Source organism: Microbacterium sp. F01, assembly GCF_056156365.1.
Genome location: NZ_CM149592.1, coordinates 1,622,280 through 1,638,652 on the forward strand (window position 1 = coordinate 1,622,280; position 16,373 = coordinate 1,638,652).

General features: G+C 68.0%; 19 protein-coding genes. 13 read left to right on the forward strand and 6 right to left on the reverse strand.

Annotated elements, in window-relative coordinates; genetic code table 11:
- Positions 1 to 31: 31 nt before the first annotated feature.
- The gene (locus ACVN90_RS07205; RefSeq protein ID WP_475101454.1) at positions 32 to 445 is read left to right on the forward strand and encodes a mismatch-specific DNA-glycosylase; all 414 of its coding nucleotides are present in this window, start codon (positions 32 to 34) and stop codon (positions 443 to 445) included.
- Positions 442 to 834 (forward strand): DUF2809 domain-containing protein, encoded by a 393-nt coding sequence (locus tag ACVN90_RS07210; protein WP_475101455.1) that lies wholly within the window; start codon positions 442 to 444, stop codon positions 832 to 834. Before ACVN90_RS07205 ends, ACVN90_RS07210 begins: the two co-directional genes overlap by 4 nt.
- 29 nt (positions 835 to 863) lie before the next feature.
- Here the strand turns inward: ACVN90_RS07210 and ACVN90_RS07215 are convergent, their stop codons facing one another.
- Positions 864 to 1,586: an NADPH-dependent F420 reductase gene (locus ACVN90_RS07215; protein ID WP_475101456.1), complete on the reverse strand. Its 723-nt coding sequence runs from the start codon at positions 1,584 to 1,586 to the stop codon at positions 864 to 866.
- A gap of 62 nt (positions 1,587 to 1,648) precedes the next feature.
- Between ACVN90_RS07215 and ACVN90_RS07220 the strand changes: the two genes are divergently transcribed.
- Positions 1,649 to 2,623 (forward strand): L,D-transpeptidase, encoded by a 975-nt coding sequence (locus tag ACVN90_RS07220; protein ID WP_475101457.1) that lies wholly within the window; start codon positions 1,649 to 1,651, stop codon positions 2,621 to 2,623.
- Between the two features lie 30 nt (positions 2,624 to 2,653).
- Positions 2,654 to 3,661: an aldo/keto reductase gene (locus tag ACVN90_RS07225; protein WP_475101458.1), complete on the forward strand. Its 1,008-nt coding sequence runs from the start codon at positions 2,654 to 2,656 to the stop codon at positions 3,659 to 3,661.
- A 74-nt stretch (positions 3,662 to 3,735) separates the two neighbouring features.
- Here the strand turns inward: ACVN90_RS07225 and ACVN90_RS07230 are convergent, their stop codons facing one another.
- Both ACVN90_RS07230 and ACVN90_RS07235 read right to left on the reverse strand, forming a co-directional pair.
- Positions 3,736 to 5,658, reverse strand: coding sequence for an adenylyl cyclase (locus ACVN90_RS07230; protein ID WP_475101459.1), 1,923 nt, complete (start codon positions 5,656 to 5,658; stop codon positions 3,736 to 3,738).
- A gap of 115 nt (positions 5,659 to 5,773) precedes the next feature.
- Positions 5,774 to 6,361: a GNAT family N-acetyltransferase gene (locus tag ACVN90_RS07235; protein ID WP_475101460.1), complete on the reverse strand. Its 588-nt coding sequence runs from the start codon at positions 6,359 to 6,361 to the stop codon at positions 5,774 to 5,776.
- 50 nt (positions 6,362 to 6,411) lie between these two features.
- On the opposite strand from ACVN90_RS07235, the gene ACVN90_RS07240 reads away from it, so the two are divergent.
- Positions 6,412 to 7,209, forward strand: a complete 798-nt coding sequence (locus tag ACVN90_RS07240) for a glycosyltransferase family 2 protein (RefSeq protein ID WP_475101461.1) — start codon at positions 6,412 to 6,414, stop codon at positions 7,207 to 7,209.
- 8 nt (positions 7,210 to 7,217) lie between these two features.
- On the opposite strand, the gene ACVN90_RS07245 is transcribed toward ACVN90_RS07240, so the two are convergent.
- Positions 7,218 to 7,649: a DUF1294 domain-containing protein gene (locus ACVN90_RS07245; protein WP_475101462.1), complete on the reverse strand. Its 432-nt coding sequence runs from the start codon at positions 7,647 to 7,649 to the stop codon at positions 7,218 to 7,220.
- Between the two features lie 41 nt (positions 7,650 to 7,690).
- Here ACVN90_RS07245 and ACVN90_RS07250 point away from each other — a divergent pair, with 41 nt between their 5' ends.
- The gene (locus tag ACVN90_RS07250; protein WP_475101463.1) at positions 7,691 to 8,119 is read left to right on the forward strand and encodes an SRPBCC family protein; all 429 of its coding nucleotides are present in this window, start codon (positions 7,691 to 7,693) and stop codon (positions 8,117 to 8,119) included.
- A 6-nt stretch (positions 8,120 to 8,125) separates the two neighbouring features.
- Here the strand turns inward: ACVN90_RS07250 and ACVN90_RS07255 are convergent, their stop codons facing one another.
- Positions 8,126 to 8,917, reverse strand: a complete 792-nt coding sequence (locus tag ACVN90_RS07255) for an alpha/beta fold hydrolase (RefSeq protein ID WP_475101464.1) — start codon at positions 8,915 to 8,917, stop codon at positions 8,126 to 8,128.
- 51 nt (positions 8,918 to 8,968) lie between these two features.
- Between ACVN90_RS07255 and ACVN90_RS07260 the strand changes: the two genes are divergently transcribed.
- A complete protein-coding gene (locus ACVN90_RS07260) occupies positions 8,969 to 9,265 on the forward strand; it encodes a DUF1905 domain-containing protein (RefSeq protein ID WP_475101465.1) in 297 nt (98 codons plus the stop codon).
- Between the two features lie 81 nt (positions 9,266 to 9,346).
- Positions 9,347 to 10,393, forward strand: coding sequence for a DUF2510 domain-containing protein (locus ACVN90_RS07265; protein ID WP_475101466.1), 1,047 nt, complete (start codon positions 9,347 to 9,349; stop codon positions 10,391 to 10,393).
- Between the two features lie 79 nt (positions 10,394 to 10,472).
- Here ACVN90_RS07265 and ACVN90_RS07270 read toward each other — a convergent pair whose 3' ends face one another.
- Positions 10,473 to 11,924, reverse strand: a complete 1,452-nt coding sequence (locus tag ACVN90_RS07270) for an HNH endonuclease signature motif containing protein (protein ID WP_475101467.1) — start codon at positions 11,922 to 11,924, stop codon at positions 10,473 to 10,475.
- A gap of 401 nt (positions 11,925 to 12,325) precedes the next feature.
- Between ACVN90_RS07270 and ACVN90_RS07275 the strand changes: the two genes are divergently transcribed.
- The 5 genes from ACVN90_RS07275 to ACVN90_RS07295 all read left to right on the forward strand — a co-directional run bounded on the left by ACVN90_RS07275 (position 12,326) and on the right by ACVN90_RS07295 (position 16,355).
- Positions 12,326 to 12,745 carry a pilus assembly FimT family protein gene (locus tag ACVN90_RS07275; RefSeq protein WP_475101468.1) on the forward strand — a complete coding sequence of 140 codons (420 nt, stop codon included), beginning with the start codon at positions 12,326 to 12,328 and terminating at the stop codon, positions 12,743 to 12,745.
- A 93-nt stretch (positions 12,746 to 12,838) separates the two neighbouring features.
- Positions 12,839 to 13,318: a type IV pilus modification PilV family protein gene (locus ACVN90_RS07280; RefSeq protein WP_475101469.1), complete on the forward strand. Its 480-nt coding sequence runs from the start codon at positions 12,839 to 12,841 to the stop codon at positions 13,316 to 13,318.
- Complete coding sequence (locus ACVN90_RS07285; RefSeq protein WP_475101470.1) at positions 13,318 to 13,857, forward strand: PilW family protein; 540 nt, start codon at positions 13,318 to 13,320, stop codon at positions 13,855 to 13,857. The genes ACVN90_RS07280 and ACVN90_RS07285 overlap by 1 nt, the downstream gene beginning before the upstream one ends.
- Positions 13,848 to 15,467, forward strand: coding sequence for a hypothetical protein (locus ACVN90_RS07290; protein ID WP_475101471.1), 1,620 nt, complete (start codon positions 13,848 to 13,850; stop codon positions 15,465 to 15,467). Before ACVN90_RS07285 ends, ACVN90_RS07290 begins: the two co-directional genes overlap by 10 nt.
- 3 nt (positions 15,468 to 15,470) lie before the next feature.
- Positions 15,471 to 16,355, forward strand: a complete 885-nt coding sequence (locus ACVN90_RS07295) for a prepilin peptidase (RefSeq protein ID WP_475101472.1) — start codon at positions 15,471 to 15,473, stop codon at positions 16,353 to 16,355.
- Positions 16,356 to 16,373: the final 18 nt, after the last annotated feature.

Sequence of the window (16,373 nt, forward strand, 5' to 3'; positions counted from 1 at the left end):
GCTGCGCCCGCGGGTGCGTGAGACTGAACGCATGGGTTTCACGCGCGCCGAGTTCATCGAACGGATGCCGCGCATCGACGACGACGGCATGGCCGAGGCCGACCGCCGCATGCTGCTCGACGCGGCCATCGGCATCTCGAGCATCGTGCGTCGCGCGACGGCCCGCGCGGACGAACTCTCCCGGACGGAGCTCCGCGAGGGCGCCGAGCGGCTGGAGCGCGATATCGCCGGGTGGAAGCCCGGGGTCGTGGCGATTCTCGGACTCACCGCGTACCGGCAGGGGTTCGGGCGTGCGCGGGCTGTCGCGGGTCGACAGCCCGAGGATCTCGCTGGCGCGGCGCTGTGGGTGGTGCCCAACCCGAGCGGTCTGAACGCCCACATGACGGTGGCGACGCTCGCCGAGGCCTACGCCGAGCCGGCGCGGGCGGCCGGGGTGATCGCGTGAGCACCACCCGCACACGTCGCATCGTCGCCGTTCTGCTGCTGGCGCTCACGATCGCCTCGGGTCTGCTGTTGCATGCGCTTCTGCCGGATACGCCCGCGACCGACATCGCGGGCGACGCCCTCTACGCCGTCGCGGCGTACCTGGCGGTGGTGCTCGTCGCCCCGCGTCTGCCCGCGCTCGCCGCGGGCGCGATCGCGGCGACGTGGTGCGTCGCGGTGGAGTTGTTCCAGCTCACCGGCCTGCCTCTGGAGTGGGGAGCGCAGTTTCCTCCGGTGATGCTTCTCCTGGGCACGGTCTTCGACCCGCGCGACCTCCTGGTCTACGTCGCGACGATCGCTCTCGCCACCGCCGTCGATGCGTTGCTCCGCATATCGTCGCGACCGCGCTGAGGCGTTCGACTCGCTTGTTCCTCGCTCGCTCAACGAGCGGAAGACCCGCCGGAAGAGCGCGCCCGGGCCACCACGATCCCGCGCTGGGACGCCGGGAACCGCTCGAGCATCGCCCGCAGTTCGTCCGCGTCGACATCGGCGCCGAAGGCCTCGGCGCCGGGCTCGAGCATGATCCCGGCCGACAACGGTCCTGCGAACACCGGGTCGAAGCCCAGATCGTCGACCAACCGCATCACGACCTCGACGTCCGCCGCTGAGTCGCCGGCCACCGCGATCGCCTTGCGCCCCGCGGTCCCCGCGGGCCGGGCCTCCTCGTCGAGGTCGCGGTAGCCCATGTGGTTGAAGGCCTTCACCACCCGGGCCTCGGGCAAGAACCGCTGCACCGTCTCGCTCGTCGTGGTTCTCAGGTCGCCGAGGTCGGCGCGCAGGCCGTCGACCTCCCACCAGTAGTTCATCGCGTCGATCACGAGCTTCCCCTGCAACGCGTCGACCGGCAGCGTGTGGTGCTGGGGGAGCGGCAGCGCGAGCACGATCGCATCGGCGTCACGTGCGACGACGGATGCTGCGACCGCGACCGCACCCGGAGCCACGGCCTCGATCGTGCCGGCGACACGTGCCGGGTCGCCCGACCCGGCGATGAGCACGGGGTATCCGGCGGCGCGTGCCAGACGGGCGAGCACCTGGCCCACGCGCCCGGCGCCGATGATCCCGAGAACCCGGATCGGCCGCTCGAGATCGCCCTGACTGCCCACCGCCCCAGGCTAACCAGCGGCGGCGGGTTGCAGCATCCGTCCCCGCAACCGACGATGGGGGAATGGGGGATGCCGAGACCGACGGCCCGGCGGCGGACGAGCCTGCCGCGCCGCAGGGTGACGAGCGCGCGCCGTCGAGGCGACGACTGTGGATCTGGGCGCTCATCGCCCTCGCCGCGATCATCCTCGCGGCCGGCGTTGCTGCCGCGCTGATCTTCCGCCCGCCCGCGACGGAGGCATCGCCGCTCCCCACGCCGACCGCGACCGTGACGCCGACCCCCGCTCCTACGCCGAGCCCCACTCCCACCCCGACTCCCACCGGTTTCGCACCGAACACCGCGTCGTACGACGTGACGACCCTCCCGCAGATCAACGTGTTCGCCGTCATCCCGGCCCTCCCGGTCGACGACGCCGCCTTCACGACACCCCTCCCCACTCACGCCGTCGCACGCGGCATCGGCGCCCCCGTGTGGGCCGACCCCACCGCCCAGCCGGTCGCGTACCTTCCGCACGAGTACCCGCACGGCGGCACCTCGGTCCCGGTGGTCGAGGAGCAGGAGAACTGGGTCAAGGTGCTGCTCACCGGGCGCCAGGCCGTGCCGTCGCAGGGCAACCCGGCGCAGACCACCGGATGGATGCGCAAGAGCGACGTCGACCTCGCCGCGACCGACGTGAGTGTCGTCGTCAGTATCTCGGGCCGCACGATCGACATCGTCCGCGCCGGCGTGCCCGAGCGCATCGCGTCCGACTTCGCGTGGGGCACCGACCGCACGCCGACTCCGCTCGGCCGCACGTTCATCATGACGACCCGCGTGGTGCCTGAGTACGCCTACACGCGCGGCCATCCCATCGTCTACCTGTCGGTGCAGTCGCCGACCCTCGACGGCTTCGGGGGAGCGGATGTCGCGGTCACGGCCTTCCACTACCACGACGACCGCTCGGGGGCCATCTCGAACGGGTGCCTGCGCGTCGACCCGTCCGCGATCACGAAGCTCTCCGAGCTCCCGCGCGGAACCCCTGTCATCGTCAATCCGTAAGCCCCGCTCACCCCACCCCGGAGGATCCTCATGCAGCAGCGCGCACTCGGCCGCACCGGACGCTCGGTCTCGGCCATCGGCCTCGGAACCTGGCAGCTCGGCGCCGACTGGGGCGCGGTCAGCGAGGAGGACGCGACGGCCGTGCTCGCAGCATCCGTCGATGAAGGCGTCACCCTGTTCGACACCGCCGATGTCTACGGCGACGGGAGGAGCGAGTCCATCATCGGCCGCTTCCTCGCCGCGCGGCCGGGCCACGGCATCACTGTCGCGACGAAGATGGGCCGGCGCCTGGCGCAGGAGCCCGAGAACTACAGGCCCGAGAACTTCCGCGCGTGGACTGACCGCTCCCGCACCAACCTCGGCGTCGACGCGCTCGACCTGGTGCAGCTGCATTGCCCGCCGAGCGCGGTGATCGAGGCCGATGCCACGTACGACGCCCTCGACGCGCTCGTCGCCGACGGTGCCATCGCGGCGTACGGCGTCTCGGTCGAGACGACCGCGCAGGCGCTCGCGGCGATCGCCCGCCCGAACGTGACGAACGTGCAGATCATCTTCAACCCGTTCCGCCTCAAGCCGCTCGACGAGGTGCTGCCCGCCGCCGGGGCTGCGGGAGTCGCGATCTTCGCACGCGTGCCGCTGGCGTCGGGTCTGCTGTCGGGCAGGTACACCGCGCAGACGACATTCGCGGCCGACGACCACCGCACGTACAACCGCCACGGCGAGGCGTTCGATCGCGGCGAGACGTTCTCGGGCGTCGACTTCGAGACCGGCATCCGGGCCGCGAACGGGCTGTCTGAGGCCCTCCCTCCGGCCGTTTCGCTCCCCGCCGCCACGCTCGCGTGGATCGCGTCGCGCCCGGGCGTCACGAGTGTCATCCCCGGCGCGCGCAACGTGGCGCAGGCCCAGTCCAACGCCGAGGCGGCCGCCCTGCTCGACAGCGCTCTCGAAGGCGCCGGCTTCGACCTCGCGGAGTTCGACCGCGCTGTGCGCGACGTCTACGACCGCGACCTCCGCGCGGCGATCCACCCGCTTTGGTGACCTTGCTGCCCTGAATCGCGGATGCCTCGACCCGGCGCGATCGCCGGGGCCGAGGCATCCGTCTCCGGGGGGTCTTACGGGGTGGGGTAGTCCACCACGAACTGCGGGGTGCCGACGTTGGTGTTGTCGGCCTGGCCGCCGACGCCGTTCACGACGTGCTGGACCGTGCCGGCCGACAGGTTCACCGTCATGATGTGGTGCAGCTTCACACCGGGCGTCTCCGGCACCTCGAACCCGTTGGCTGTGAGGATCGACGGGTTGTTCTGGTTGAACACGTACACGCCGGCGCCGTCGAGCTCGTGGTTCTTCACGTCGTCCGCCACCTTGTAGCCGGGGTAGCCGAGCGTGCCGTCAGGCTGCGTCCAGTCGGCCTGCGTGGGCGGGTCGTAGGGCAGCTCGTTCTGGTACAGGATGACGCGGCCGTTCTCGCCGTTCCAGAGCGTGTTGTACGTCTGGAAGTGCTCGACGAACAGACCCGTCGCGGTCACGTTGTCACCGTTGACGATGACGCCGACCGTGCCGGTGTTGGTGGCCCAGCGCTCGTTGTCGCCGTTCACGCCGTCGGTCGGGTCGAACCCCTCGACGCCGTGGTCGCCGCGCCACACCCAGGTGTGGTCGATGAGCACGTCGTCGGCGTTGACCTCGAGCGCCGTCGTGGTCTTGCCGATGTGCGGTCCGCCGACGCGGAAGTAGACGTCGCTCAGCGTGATCGGGTTCTGCGCATCGAGCTTCTTGCCGCCGTTGGGGTGGCCGACGCGCAGCAGCACCGGCGAGAGCGTCTCGCCCGCGTCGATCGTGACGCCCGCGACGACGATGCCGTCGGCATCCTTCACCTCGAGCGGCACCGCGCCGTTCACCGCGGTGAGCGTCGCGTGACCGAGGCCGAGCACGACCGTGTTCGCGCGCTTGACCTGGATCGACTGGGCGACGTCGTAGGTGCCCGGCGTGAGGATCAGGTGCTGGCCGCGCGCGAGCGCGTTGTTGATGTCCTTCACCGAGTCCGACGGGGTCGCGATGTAGAAATCGGTGATCGGGATGCTGCGTCCCGCCGTCTCGCCCGCGCCCCAGCTGATCCCGCTCGTGTCGCGCTGCGCGGCCGGCACCCGCACGTTGTAGCGGCCCTCGTCGTCGACGTACAGATAAGGCTTCTCGCGGCTGACCGGCGTCTGGTCGACCGTCGTGTAGGGCGGGTTCGGGAAGCCGGCGTCATCGGGGGCGCCGACGACGCCCGAGAAGACCTGGTTCCAGACGGCGTTCGACCAGCCGGCGACCTCGCTGTTGCGGATCAGCCACTGCTGCTGCGAGCCGTTGATCACGGACGGCAGGCGCGAGTCGGCGATGAACCCGCCGCTGGCGTACTGGGGTCCGGCGGTGCAGTAGTCCATGAGCGACAGGTTGCCGCCCGAGATGTCGAGGCGACGCATCGAGACGGCCTGCGACACGGCCCAGAACTCGGCGCTGGCGCGGCAGCCGTCCTGCCCCGCTTTGTCGATGTCGATCGACAGGTTCGAGATCGTGCGCCAGAAGTTCACGAGCGCGAGGCAGTTTCCCGTGCCGCCGCCTTCGAGGCACCGGTTGTAGACCTCGACGGCGCCGTGCACGGTGACGTCTTCGGGCGACGCGCCGAGGCCGGCGACCTCGGTGTAGTAGCCGACCTTGACCTGCAGCGGATCGGCCGGCGAGCCGTACTGGCCGGGCAGGAAGTACACCGCCTGCCGGTGGGTGCTCATCTCGGCGTCGACTTGCTGCGCGTGCAACTCGTCGAGCTCCGCCTGGATCTCGTCGACGGGCGTGTCGGGGGAGTAGATCGTGACGTTCGGACCGAAGTCCGGGTTGAAGGGGTCGACGGCACGCGGCGGCGCGGCCACCGCGGGAGTCGCCAGCAGTGCGCTCGCGACGAGCGCGGTGCCGGTCACCACGGTGCCGATGCGCACGGCACGGGCACGTCGGCCCGATCGTGCGCGCGTCGCTGAGGGACGGGAAACGGGGGCGGGCATGGGGAGTCCTCTCCGTTGAGGTTGGTCGGCGGGGTACCGATTACTTACCGGACTGTAACCAACCGTGGGAGCGGTCTCAAGCCCCAGTTTTCCGGGGATCGTTTGCTGAGTCGTTTCAGAAGTCGAGACGCATGACGAGACGCCGTGTCGTCGGATGCGTGACCTCTCGAAACCCGGCCGCGAGGAACGGCCCGACCGGCCCGACGCTGAGTTCGTCCCACGTGACCTTCTTGCCGTGGGTCAGCATCGGATACCCCTCGACCGCCGACGCACCCCGCGCCCGGGCGTGCTCGGCCGCCGCCGCGATGAGCGGGTACGTCAGTCCCTCGCCCCGATGCCCCTTGCGTACGACGACGCACGCGATCGCCCAGATCGACTCGTCATCGGGGTCTTCGTCGCGGCCCTGCCAGGGCACGGGCGACCCGCGCACCCGTCCGTACACCCCGCGGCGATCGACCGCGCACCAGGCGACGGGCTCGTCGCCGTCGTATGCGACGATGCCGATCGTCTCGGTCGACCGCGGGTCGTCGCAGTGCGTCTCGGCGCGGAGGATCGCGGCGCGTTCCGCCTCGGGCATGTGCCACCAGTCGTGGTCGCCGAGGCGCTGTCGTTGGCACTGGCACCGCCCGGCGGCGCCAGTGAGGATGGCCTGCAGGTCGTCCCACGAGGCCTCGTTGGCAGGAGCGAAACGCAGTCCGTCCATGTCGGCAGGGTAACGCGGCCGTCCGACATGACGGGAGTATGGTGTGGCTCGTGCCCCTCGCCCCTCGCGTCGCCGTGGTGATTCCGTGCCGGAATGACGCGGGTTATCTGGACGCGTGCCTGGCCGCGCTCGCCGCGCAGACGCACCGGCCCGACGTCCTGATCGTCGTCGACAACGCCAGCACGGATGCCTCCGCCGCCGTCGCGCGCGCCTACGACGCCGTCGTGGCATATGAGCCGTCGATCGGGATCTGGCCGGCCGTGTCCCGCGGCTACGACGTGGCGCTCGAGCACGCCGACATCATCGCCCGGCTGGACGCGGACTCGCGACCGCACCCCGACTGGATCGCGCGGTTGGTCCGCGCCTTCGTCGCCGACCCCACCTTGGGAGTGCTGACCGGCGGCGCCGAGTTCTACGGCGGCACGCCCGTCCAGAACTACCTCGGCGAACGCTGGTACATCGGCGGGGGGCACTACTGGATCAAGAAGTGGCTCGGCATCCCGCTGGTGTTCGGCTCGAACTTCGCGATGCGTACGCGGGTGTGGGAGCGCGTGCGCGACCAGGTCGACCGCGGCAACGCGCGCATCCACGACGACCTCGACCTCACCATTCGGCTGCGTTCGTCGGACGGCGTCCGCTACGACCCGCAGCTGCGCATGCCGGTGTCGGCACGTCCGGTGCAGACGCTGTCCGGTCTGTCGCGGCGGGTGTTCCGCGTCGCGTCGACGTTCGCCGCGAGCTGGCCCGAGGGTGCCCGGTGGCGCCGCTCCGAGCCGTCGCGGTTGGCGTCCTCCTCGGGCGAATGGGTGCCCGACGGCGATGAGTGGACGCCCGAGTACGGTCGCTGACGCCGGGATCAGCCCGCGAACGCCGGCGCGGTGAGGTAGATGTATGCCGCCAGCGCGAGGACGTTCACGCCGACCGTGCCCCAGAACGCGCGGCGGAACGACCGCTTGCGTGTCTTGTGGCGGAACACCTGCTGCGCGACGAGCGCTCCCGGCCAGCCGCCGACGAGTCCGAGAATGAGCAGCGTCTGCTCCGAGATCCGGTTCGCCTGGCGGCGCGCGGCCGCCTTGTCGAAGCCGTAGGCCGCGAAGGCCACGACACTTGCCGCACCGTAGAGCGCCGGCACCCACCATGCGAGCTCGAACACGAAGTACGCGCCGGCGAGAACGACGGCGAAGACGATCAGCGTGATCCAGCTGAGCGCCGCGGGCAGCGGCTTCGAGAGGTCGCGACCCGGTCGCTCCGGCGTGGCGAGGGGAGCGCGAGGGCGCGGGTTCGGCATGCGCACGATCCTATGGGGGAGGGTCGGCGTACGGTGTCAGCATGCATGAGCTCACCGAAGAGGCGCTGGTCGCAGCATCCACCGATGTCGTGTGGCGTGAATTCACGAACGCCGACCTCCTCGCGGCGTGGTTCTGGCCGCCGCGCTTCGAGACGACGGCGGTCGTCGAGCTGCGCGAGCTCGGCCGCTGGGAGGTGCGGTCGGTGCCCGTCGACATGGCGGTCGAGGGCACGGTGCTCACCTTCGAGGCGCCGCGCGCGCTGAGGCTCGGGTGGCGATGGGCGGGGGAGGAGCACACGACCGACGTCGAGATCGAGCTGCAGTCCGCGGCGGATGCTACGACCCGCGTGATCGTGCGGCACTCCGGTTTTGCGACCACGGAGGAGCGCGACAACCACATCGACGGCTGGTCGAGCTGCCTGCAGCGCCTGGTGGATCGCCACGGCGGGGCGCCGGGCGAACACCTCTGAGGATCCTCACCCGCCGGAGGGCCTCGCGCCGCGCGCGGCCGCGATCAGCACCTCGTCGAGTTCAGGCCCGGCGCAATCGTGGCCGGCGTCGGCGATCTCGATGAAGCGCGCGTCGGGAAGTGCCTCCACCATGTCGAGCGCCGCCGCGCGGGGACTTCGCGCGTCTTGGGCGCCGCGCACGATCAGGGCGGGCGTGCGGATCGAGGGGAGTGCGGGGCGGAGGTCCAGCGTCATCACCTCGAGCAGCGCGGCCGTGGTCGCCGGACGCCAGTCGTCGAGCAACGCGCGCGCCAGCGCCAGCCGCTCGAGAGCAGCATCCGCCGTGTACACCGACTCGAGGAATCCAGCGGCCCACTCGTCGACGGGATGATCGATCGTGAAATGTGTCGCCTCCACCCGTTGCGCGAGCGCGTCGGCGTCAAGCGACCCACCCCATCCGGCGTACGCACCGATGAGCACGAGGCTGCCGACGGCATCCGGGTGATCTCGGGCGAGCAGCAGCGCCAGCACCGATCCCATCGAGAATCCTGCGACGCACGGGGCGGTCAGTCCGAGCTCGGTGATGAACGAGGCCGCCGCGTCGGCCCAATCGCGGTCGGTCCACCCCGCGGGAACGTCGTCCGACTCTCCGCATCCGGGCGCGTCCCAGGCGATCAGATCGACGTACGGCGTGAGGCGATCGAACTCATCGGTCCAGACCCTCGAATCCTCGAAGGCTCCGTGGAACAGCACGAGCGGGGCGCCGCGGCCCTGCCGCCGATACTCGATGCGGATCCCACCGGCCACGATGTCGGCCATGGCCCGGATTGTACGCTCGCCGCGTCGGACCCGCTCGCTACCCTCGTGTTCGTGATCATCGAGTTCGACGGGGACGTCTTCCGCTGGGACGCGCGCGAGGATGCGGCCTGGTTCTTCACCTCGGTGCCGCCCGAGCTGAGCGATGAGATCCGCGAGATCCCGCGCCCGTACCGCGGCTTCGGCTCGGTGCGCGTGCGGGCGAGCATCGGCGGCAGCGAGTGGACGACGTCGATCTTCCCCTCGTCGGACGGGGCCTACGTGCTGCCGCTGAAGAAGGCGGTGCGCGATGCCGAAGGTCTGGTCGACGGCGGGCCGGTGACCGTACGACTCGAGGTGCTCGACGGTTGAAACCCGCGCCGCGGGTTTGGTACTCGCGGTCCCGTCGCTCCGGTATGTTTGCGCTCGAGGATCATTCTGCTGGGGAGCATGATGTCGGACGGGTCTCAGGGGGGACCGCCGCCCGGTTGGTACGCGGACGCTTCGCGTGCGGACCGCTTGCGGTGGTGGAACGGCGCTGCGTGGACGGAGGACTACCGTCCGGTGACGACGGATGCTGCCGCCACGCGTACGACGGACGTCGCGGGTGCTGCGGAGGTGCCGTCGGGCGCGCCGACAAGCCGGGCGCAGTTGCGTGCGCGGCGGGCGGCGGATGCAGGTGCTGATTCTGGCGAAGCGTCAGGGGCTTCCGGTGCGGCGGCTGCGTGGCCCGCGGTGCCGTCGGTCGCCGAGGAGTTGCCTGCCGCCGCGGTGTGGCCCGCTCCGTCGTCGCTGGGCGAGGAGTCGCTCGGGTCTGCGAATGCAGAGCCGGTAATCGAGGCACCCGTCCCCGTCGTCCTTGAGCACGAGGAACCGCACGCGGCCGCCGTGTGGCCGGCTCCGTCGTCGCTGGCTGAGCCCGCGGAGGTGCGGGACGAGGCATCCGTGGATCCGCCGCCGGCTATGCCGGAACCTGAAGCCTCGGCGCCCTCGCCGACCCGGCCCATCGCCGGGGCTCCTCGCGTGTCGGCGTCGCGCGAGGTCGCGACGAATGGTTCTGGGGCTGCGAAGAGCGAGACCTTCCCCGACCAGATCACGCCCCGGCGTCCCGCGCCAAGGGACGAGCGGATGCCGACCCCGATCGTGTACCAGCCGGTGTCGAGCTCGTACGTTGGGGAGATGCGGCCGCCGCTTCCCGAGGCGAGTCCGGCGAACATCCCGGCGCGCGCGTCGATCGCGCTGATCGTGGTGGCCGCGCTCGGCGGACTGGCGGTCGTGTTCTGGCTGAGTGGCTGGAATGAGTCGCTCGCCGGTCTGGTGAGCCTGGTCAGCGTGGCATTCGCCGCCGGTGCGTTCTTCCTGGCGATTGGCGGCCTGATCGTCGCGGCGCAGCGCTCGACGAGCCGGCTCGTGTCGGGGATCGCGGTGGTCGTGTCGATCGGGCTGGTGGCGTGGCTCGCGATCGTCGCGACGCAGCAGGCGCTCGCGATCCTGAACTGAGCGCGCGGGACCCCGTCTGCTCGCGCGACAGCGCAGTCGTGCGGCGCCGCCGAGTGGCGGCGTGGCGGCGGAGCGTGAGTCAGAACGGTGGCGGTTCCACCGGAATCGTCAACGACGTAGGCGACACCCACCATTTCGCGCCGGTGACTTCATCGCGATAGAGCACCCATTTGCTCTTGGTCTTGATCACATGGTGATGTTCGCAAAGGGGACTCAGATTGGTGTCGGCGGTCTTCCCGCCGTATTGCCAATCAAGGCGGTGGTCGATGTCGCAATCACGGGCGGATCTCATGCATCCGGGGCCGGTGCAGACCTGGTCGCGAACCCCGAGCCACCGGCTCAGCGCTTTCGGAACGCGATACGTGGTGCGGTCGACGTCGAGAACCGTGCCGGTCACGGGGTGAGTGAGGATGCGGACCCAACTGGTTGCCTCACCCGCGAGCCGCCGCGCGGTTTCGGTGTCGATCGGGCCGTAGCCGTCGAGCGTGGCGGGCTCGTCGTCGCGTCCGAGGAGGGTCATGACCGGCACGGTGATCGCCACAGACGCACGCGCACGCCAGGCGCCGGTCTCGGTGTTGTTCGACATGCCCCGGGTGATGAGGTCGAGCACGACGTCGGTGCGAAGCTGAGCGAGCGTGCGCTCCTCACCTTCCTGGGCGCGCAGGTGCCGCGCGTGCGCATCCGCATATCGCTCGACTGCGATCACCTCGTGGGCAGGCGCGAACACGGTGAACGAAGCCATGCCGTCGGCTTCGCACTGGAACCAGGTGTTTCGCTCGTCCCTCGCGCGCTTGTGCCGCTCATCGATGTGCTCGGGGTGCACGCGCTCACGCACGAGCCTGGCGCGGGCACGGAACTTTCCCGGCGCGAGCGTCTGCGCCGAACCTGCGAGCTGTTCATCGAACTTCGCCCAGGCGTCCTTGGCGCGGGCGGGAAGCGTCGCAGCCTGCTGTGCCGCTGAAGAGGCGTTCCGCTCGTTGACCCTGCCGGCACGAAACGCCTCCCAGATCAGGGGGCACCGCTCGCGCAGCGTATCGGCGTGCGTTGCGCGGGTGCGGACCATGGTTTCTGACATCCCGAGGCGCACCGCGAGCTCCAGCGCCGCAGCTCGCACCGCGATGTTCCGCCGTTCTGCCCGGACGGCCGCCGTCGATCGCCCCTGCGGATCGAGCCACGCGGGGTCTTGTGTCGGGTCGGGACCGACCCACGGGTCCGGGCAGGCCGCGGCATCCCTCAGCACGTTCGCGATGCCGGCGTACTCGTCGGCGATGAGAAGCCGCGCTCGGACGCTGATGCCCTCGAGCTCAGTGATCGCAGCCTCGTGCGTGGCGCCGGTCGTTTCGAGCTGCGCGAGTTCGATGGGCGGCAGGACCTCGCCGGGCTCAAGGATGTCGGACGGGTCGATGAAGAGCTCGGGATCGCCGTCGATCCTGGCCTCCCAGTCGACCTCGCTCGAAGAAATATTCATGAATGTAGCATATGGATGCCCTCCGACATTCGATGAAAGTATCCATGATCCCTCGCTGGTCACGCTCGGCCGGGGAAGTGCGCGCGTTCACCTACCGACGTCCCACCCTGCGTCCGCGACTCTCCGTCATGGCGATCGTCCTGCCCGATCGAGCCGGCATTGGATGCTGCGGCGCCGTGGTCCTAGAGCAGTCGAGAAACCGGGTGGCGTGCTGCACAACGCAAGGTCTTCGCGCGTTCCGGCTGAGGCTTTCTTAGGCGAAGACTGTGCGCACCGACGTTGACATCCAGCGGCGCGGATGACAGCGTCTATGCCGGGAGGGGATTCACGCTTTGCGCGTGTGTCTCAAACCCAGCTCTAACAGAGTCTGGGATGTGTTACTGGGGTGTTTGAGACCGACGCGCTTTGGCGCGCGTCGGTCAGTTAGAGCTGACCTTTCAACTCACACTGGGGAGAGACGCGCCATGCGTGCAACAATCAAGAACTACCTCGAGGCGATGAAGCAGCGTCGCGAGGAGGACGGCCGCGATGGCGGCTTCTCGCTAATCGAACTCATCATCGTCGTGGTGATCCTCGGCATCCTCGTCGCGATCGCGATCCCGATCTTCGCCAATCTTCAGGACAGCGCGCAGACCAATGCGGTGAAGGCCGCCGCTGCTGATGCTGCAACAGCGGCGTCAGCAGCGATTGCTGACTCCGACACCCTGACGACCGCAACTACCGCTGTTGCCCCCTACACCGGGAACGACATCACGGTTGCGTTCGTGTCTGCGAAGAGCTCCACGACGGCGCTCGGAGCTGCGCCTACGAAGATTGATGACGTCTGCGTCTACGCGAAGGGCTACACACCTCTCAAAGAGGCTTGGTCCGGCCCTGGCTGCTGACAACCGCTGAACGCTGCGAGGGCCAGGAGACCGCACTCCCGGCCCTCGTGGCCACATTCATGTGGGGATTCTGCCACTCGGGGAGGTGGGCGGATGGTGCTGGGACGTAGCGACGACGCTGCGGGGTTCAGTCTCGTCGAAGTGGTCATCGCGATGTTCATCCTTGGCGTGATCGCGGTCGCGATGCTCCCCGCATTGTGGCAGGGCATTCAACTTTCATCGGAACAGTCGGCTGTTGCGACAGCGACGCGCCACCTCAACGCGATCATCGAGGAAGCGCGGGAGAACGCACAGTGCACACGGACCGTCGCTTATTCCGGACATGGCACCCTTGCTGCGGTGCCGAACGAGGCTGCCTTCTCTTTACCAGCCACGACATGGAACGGCGTCACTTTCACGGATGGCAAGGGTGAGACGTACACCGTGAAGGCGGAAGGCGGGCTTGACACGAACGGCAACAGACTCGCCTACGACTGCGTGCCCGGAGCCGTAGTGCCGATCAAACTCTCCGCGCTCGACTCCGCAGGGGAAGTCGTGACCACCGTATCGGCGAAAATCCTGATGAGCGCATGATGGCTCATCCTTCAGATAATCAGGACGAGGATGCCGGGCTTAGCCTCATCGAGCTTCTGGTAGGCATGATCGTCGCCTCGATCGTCGTCATCGCCGCTGCTTCGATACTCGTTAACTCATGGTTGGCGCAGCAGGACGTTACTTCCACAACCCGGGCCACTACGCGAGGCCAGGTAATCGGATCGGCGATCGAACGGGCCTTGCGGAATGCGAAGGACATCAGCGTTACGCCGGCTGACGACGACGGAAGTGAGCTCCGAGTGTGGACCTCACTGACGGGAAGCCTCGAGTGCCAAGGGTTTCAGATCGGTGGTGGTGAGGCCACCATCGCGTCCTCTACGGGCCTGTTGCCAGCTGTCACAAACTGGCGCGAATGGCACGACGGAATCGTCCAACATGGCTCCGAGCCATACTTCGTGCGGGTGGGTGACACCGTGACTTACACCTTCGATATCACGACTGAGTCAGCTCCTGTCCCGTTCTCGGGCAAGGGGAAGATGAGGTCGACAGCCACAGGGGAGACCTCGCCATGCTGGTGATTGATCGTGTGCTTCGTCGGGCGCGCAACGACGAAGGGGCCGTGCTTGTCACTATCGTCGTCGTGATGCTCGTCGGCTTCATCATCGCAAGCATCATCGCTGCCTCAGTTCTGTTCACCATCCGCGCGAACGCGAGCAATGAGGATCAGACTCAGGCGTTCATCGCTGCGGAGTCCGGTCGCGACGTGGCGATCGCGTCGATTCCAACTTGCGCGACGTCCGGCACCCACTTCCAGGGTACAGACCCGACCTACGAAGCGCGGGTCTACATCTCCGACGTCGATGGCGTCCGGCCGTCGACGTCAGACGGGCTCGTCGAAGCTTGCCCCACATCCGCAACCGACTACATTGTCGTCAAGTCCCAGGGTGCTGGTCCGGACGGGTCGGCAACGACGATCGACGCGGTCTACCCGTGGCAAGTCACGTACTCCCAGCAGCCTGGCGGCGTTGTGACGTACTTTTCAGGCGGTTTCACAGCAGGCGTGTCGCACTACACTGGCGATCTTGTGCTTCGCACCGGTGACTACCGCTGCAATAACGGCGCTACGCTGACAGGCGACTTGTACGTACTCGATGGCAACGTCGACTTCAGTAACGACTGCACCCTTCAGGGCGACGTGTGGGCTGATGGCTATGTCAAGAACGGCAGCCATAATGCGACGATCACCGGATCGATTACCGCCAACGGGTATGTGGCGCTGTCGGCGAACGGCGCGACCTCCGTCGGCAAGGACATCAACGCACTTGGTGAGGTTGATCTCACAGACCAGGGAAATAACACGGCGACTGTCGGTGGGAGCGTCACGAGCCGAAGCGACATCGATGTCGGCACTCAGTGGACTGTGACGGGTCCGCAGTCAGAGAATGTCGGCGGCTACACGCCCACTTTTGAGCCGACGCTTGACTGGCTTCGTGCTGCGACCAAGTGGATTGATCTGAGCAACGCATCGAACTGGGGAGCCTCATACTCCGGCGCGTGCGATCTGTTCAAGAAGAACCCGACGACGACGATCGCGACACTGCTCGCCACCTCCGGCAGCAAGCTGGTCATCGATCTGACTGGCTGCTCGTCCAAGAATGGCAACGGTCAGGAATCGTTCTCGATCGATCTCGGAAACGTCCAGATGCAACGGGATGCTGTGGTCATCGTGAAGCCGAGTGCCATCATGAATGTCTCATTGTCCGGAAACTTGGAGGCGATGGGCGGAACGAAGCAGCTGCTGTTCGTCCACTCAGACAACTCGACCGCTTACGTCGACGTCGACCCGACCGATTCAGCTCCCGCGGAGCCCATTCCGCATTGCGGGAATTCCAACAGCAAAGACGGATTCGATGTGTCCGGCACACAGACGGGCGACGTCAGGATCATGGTCTATTCGCCGTGCGGGCTGACCGGCACCGTCACGTCATCGTTCAGTGGGCAGCTCTACACCAACGACAGCACAAACCTCCACTCGGCGGGCCCCATTCAGACGGCGTACACCTGCAAGGACATGGCGTGGTCGCCGGCATTCGACCAACTCGGCTGCAAGATCAAGGGATCGGGCGGTATCGCGCAGGGATCGCTGGTGCAGCGGTTGGGGCAACTCGTCTACCAGACTGAGCGCTAGCCCATGGACTCTTTCATCATCCTTCTCGTCGTTGTCGCGGGGATCTTCGGCATCCTGATCGGGTCGTTCCTCAACGTCGTCGCCTACCGAGTGCCAGCGAAGATTTCGCTGCTGCGAGAGAGCCGCTGCCCGCACTGCGACACGGCGATCAAGCCGTGGCAGAACGTGCCGGTCGTCTCATGGATCGCGCTGCGGGGGAAGTGTGCGAACTGCAAGGCGCCGATCTCGGCGCGGTATCCGATCGTCGAAGCCTTCACAGGAATCGCGTTCGCTCTCGTGACGTGGTGGGCCCTCGTGGTCTACGAGGGTCTCCTCGGCATGAATCTGCCGACCTATTTGAGCCTGCCGACCGTCGACGGCATCGTCCAGCCCGCAGACCTGTGGGCACTTGGGCTCGTGGTCGCCGCATTCCTGTACTTCGCCGCGATCTCGATCGTGCTGACGCTCATCGACCTCGACACCCACCGTCTGCCCAACAGCATCGTGCTTCCCAGCTACCTCGTGGCCGGCATCCTGTTCACGATCGCGGCGTGGCTGACGGGCGAGTGGGGCTTGCTGCTCGTGGCCGGTATCGGCATGGCCGTGATGTACCTCTTCTACTTCTTGTTGCGCGCGGCACGACCGGGCGGCATGGGTGGGGGAGACGTGAAACTCGCCGGGGTGATCGGTATCTATCTCGGTTGGCTGGGGTGGGGCGCGCTCGCTGTGGGGGCGTTCGCGGCTTTCCTTTACGGGGGAGTGTTCGGCATTGCGCTCATGCTGCTGCGCCGCGCCGGACGCAAGACCGCCATTCCGTTCGGCCCGTGGATGATCCTCGGCGCGTGGACCGGAGTGTTCGCCGGCGAGGCCGTCGGCAAGTGGTACGTGAATCTCTTCGTCGGTGCCTGACACCGACGATCTTTGGGG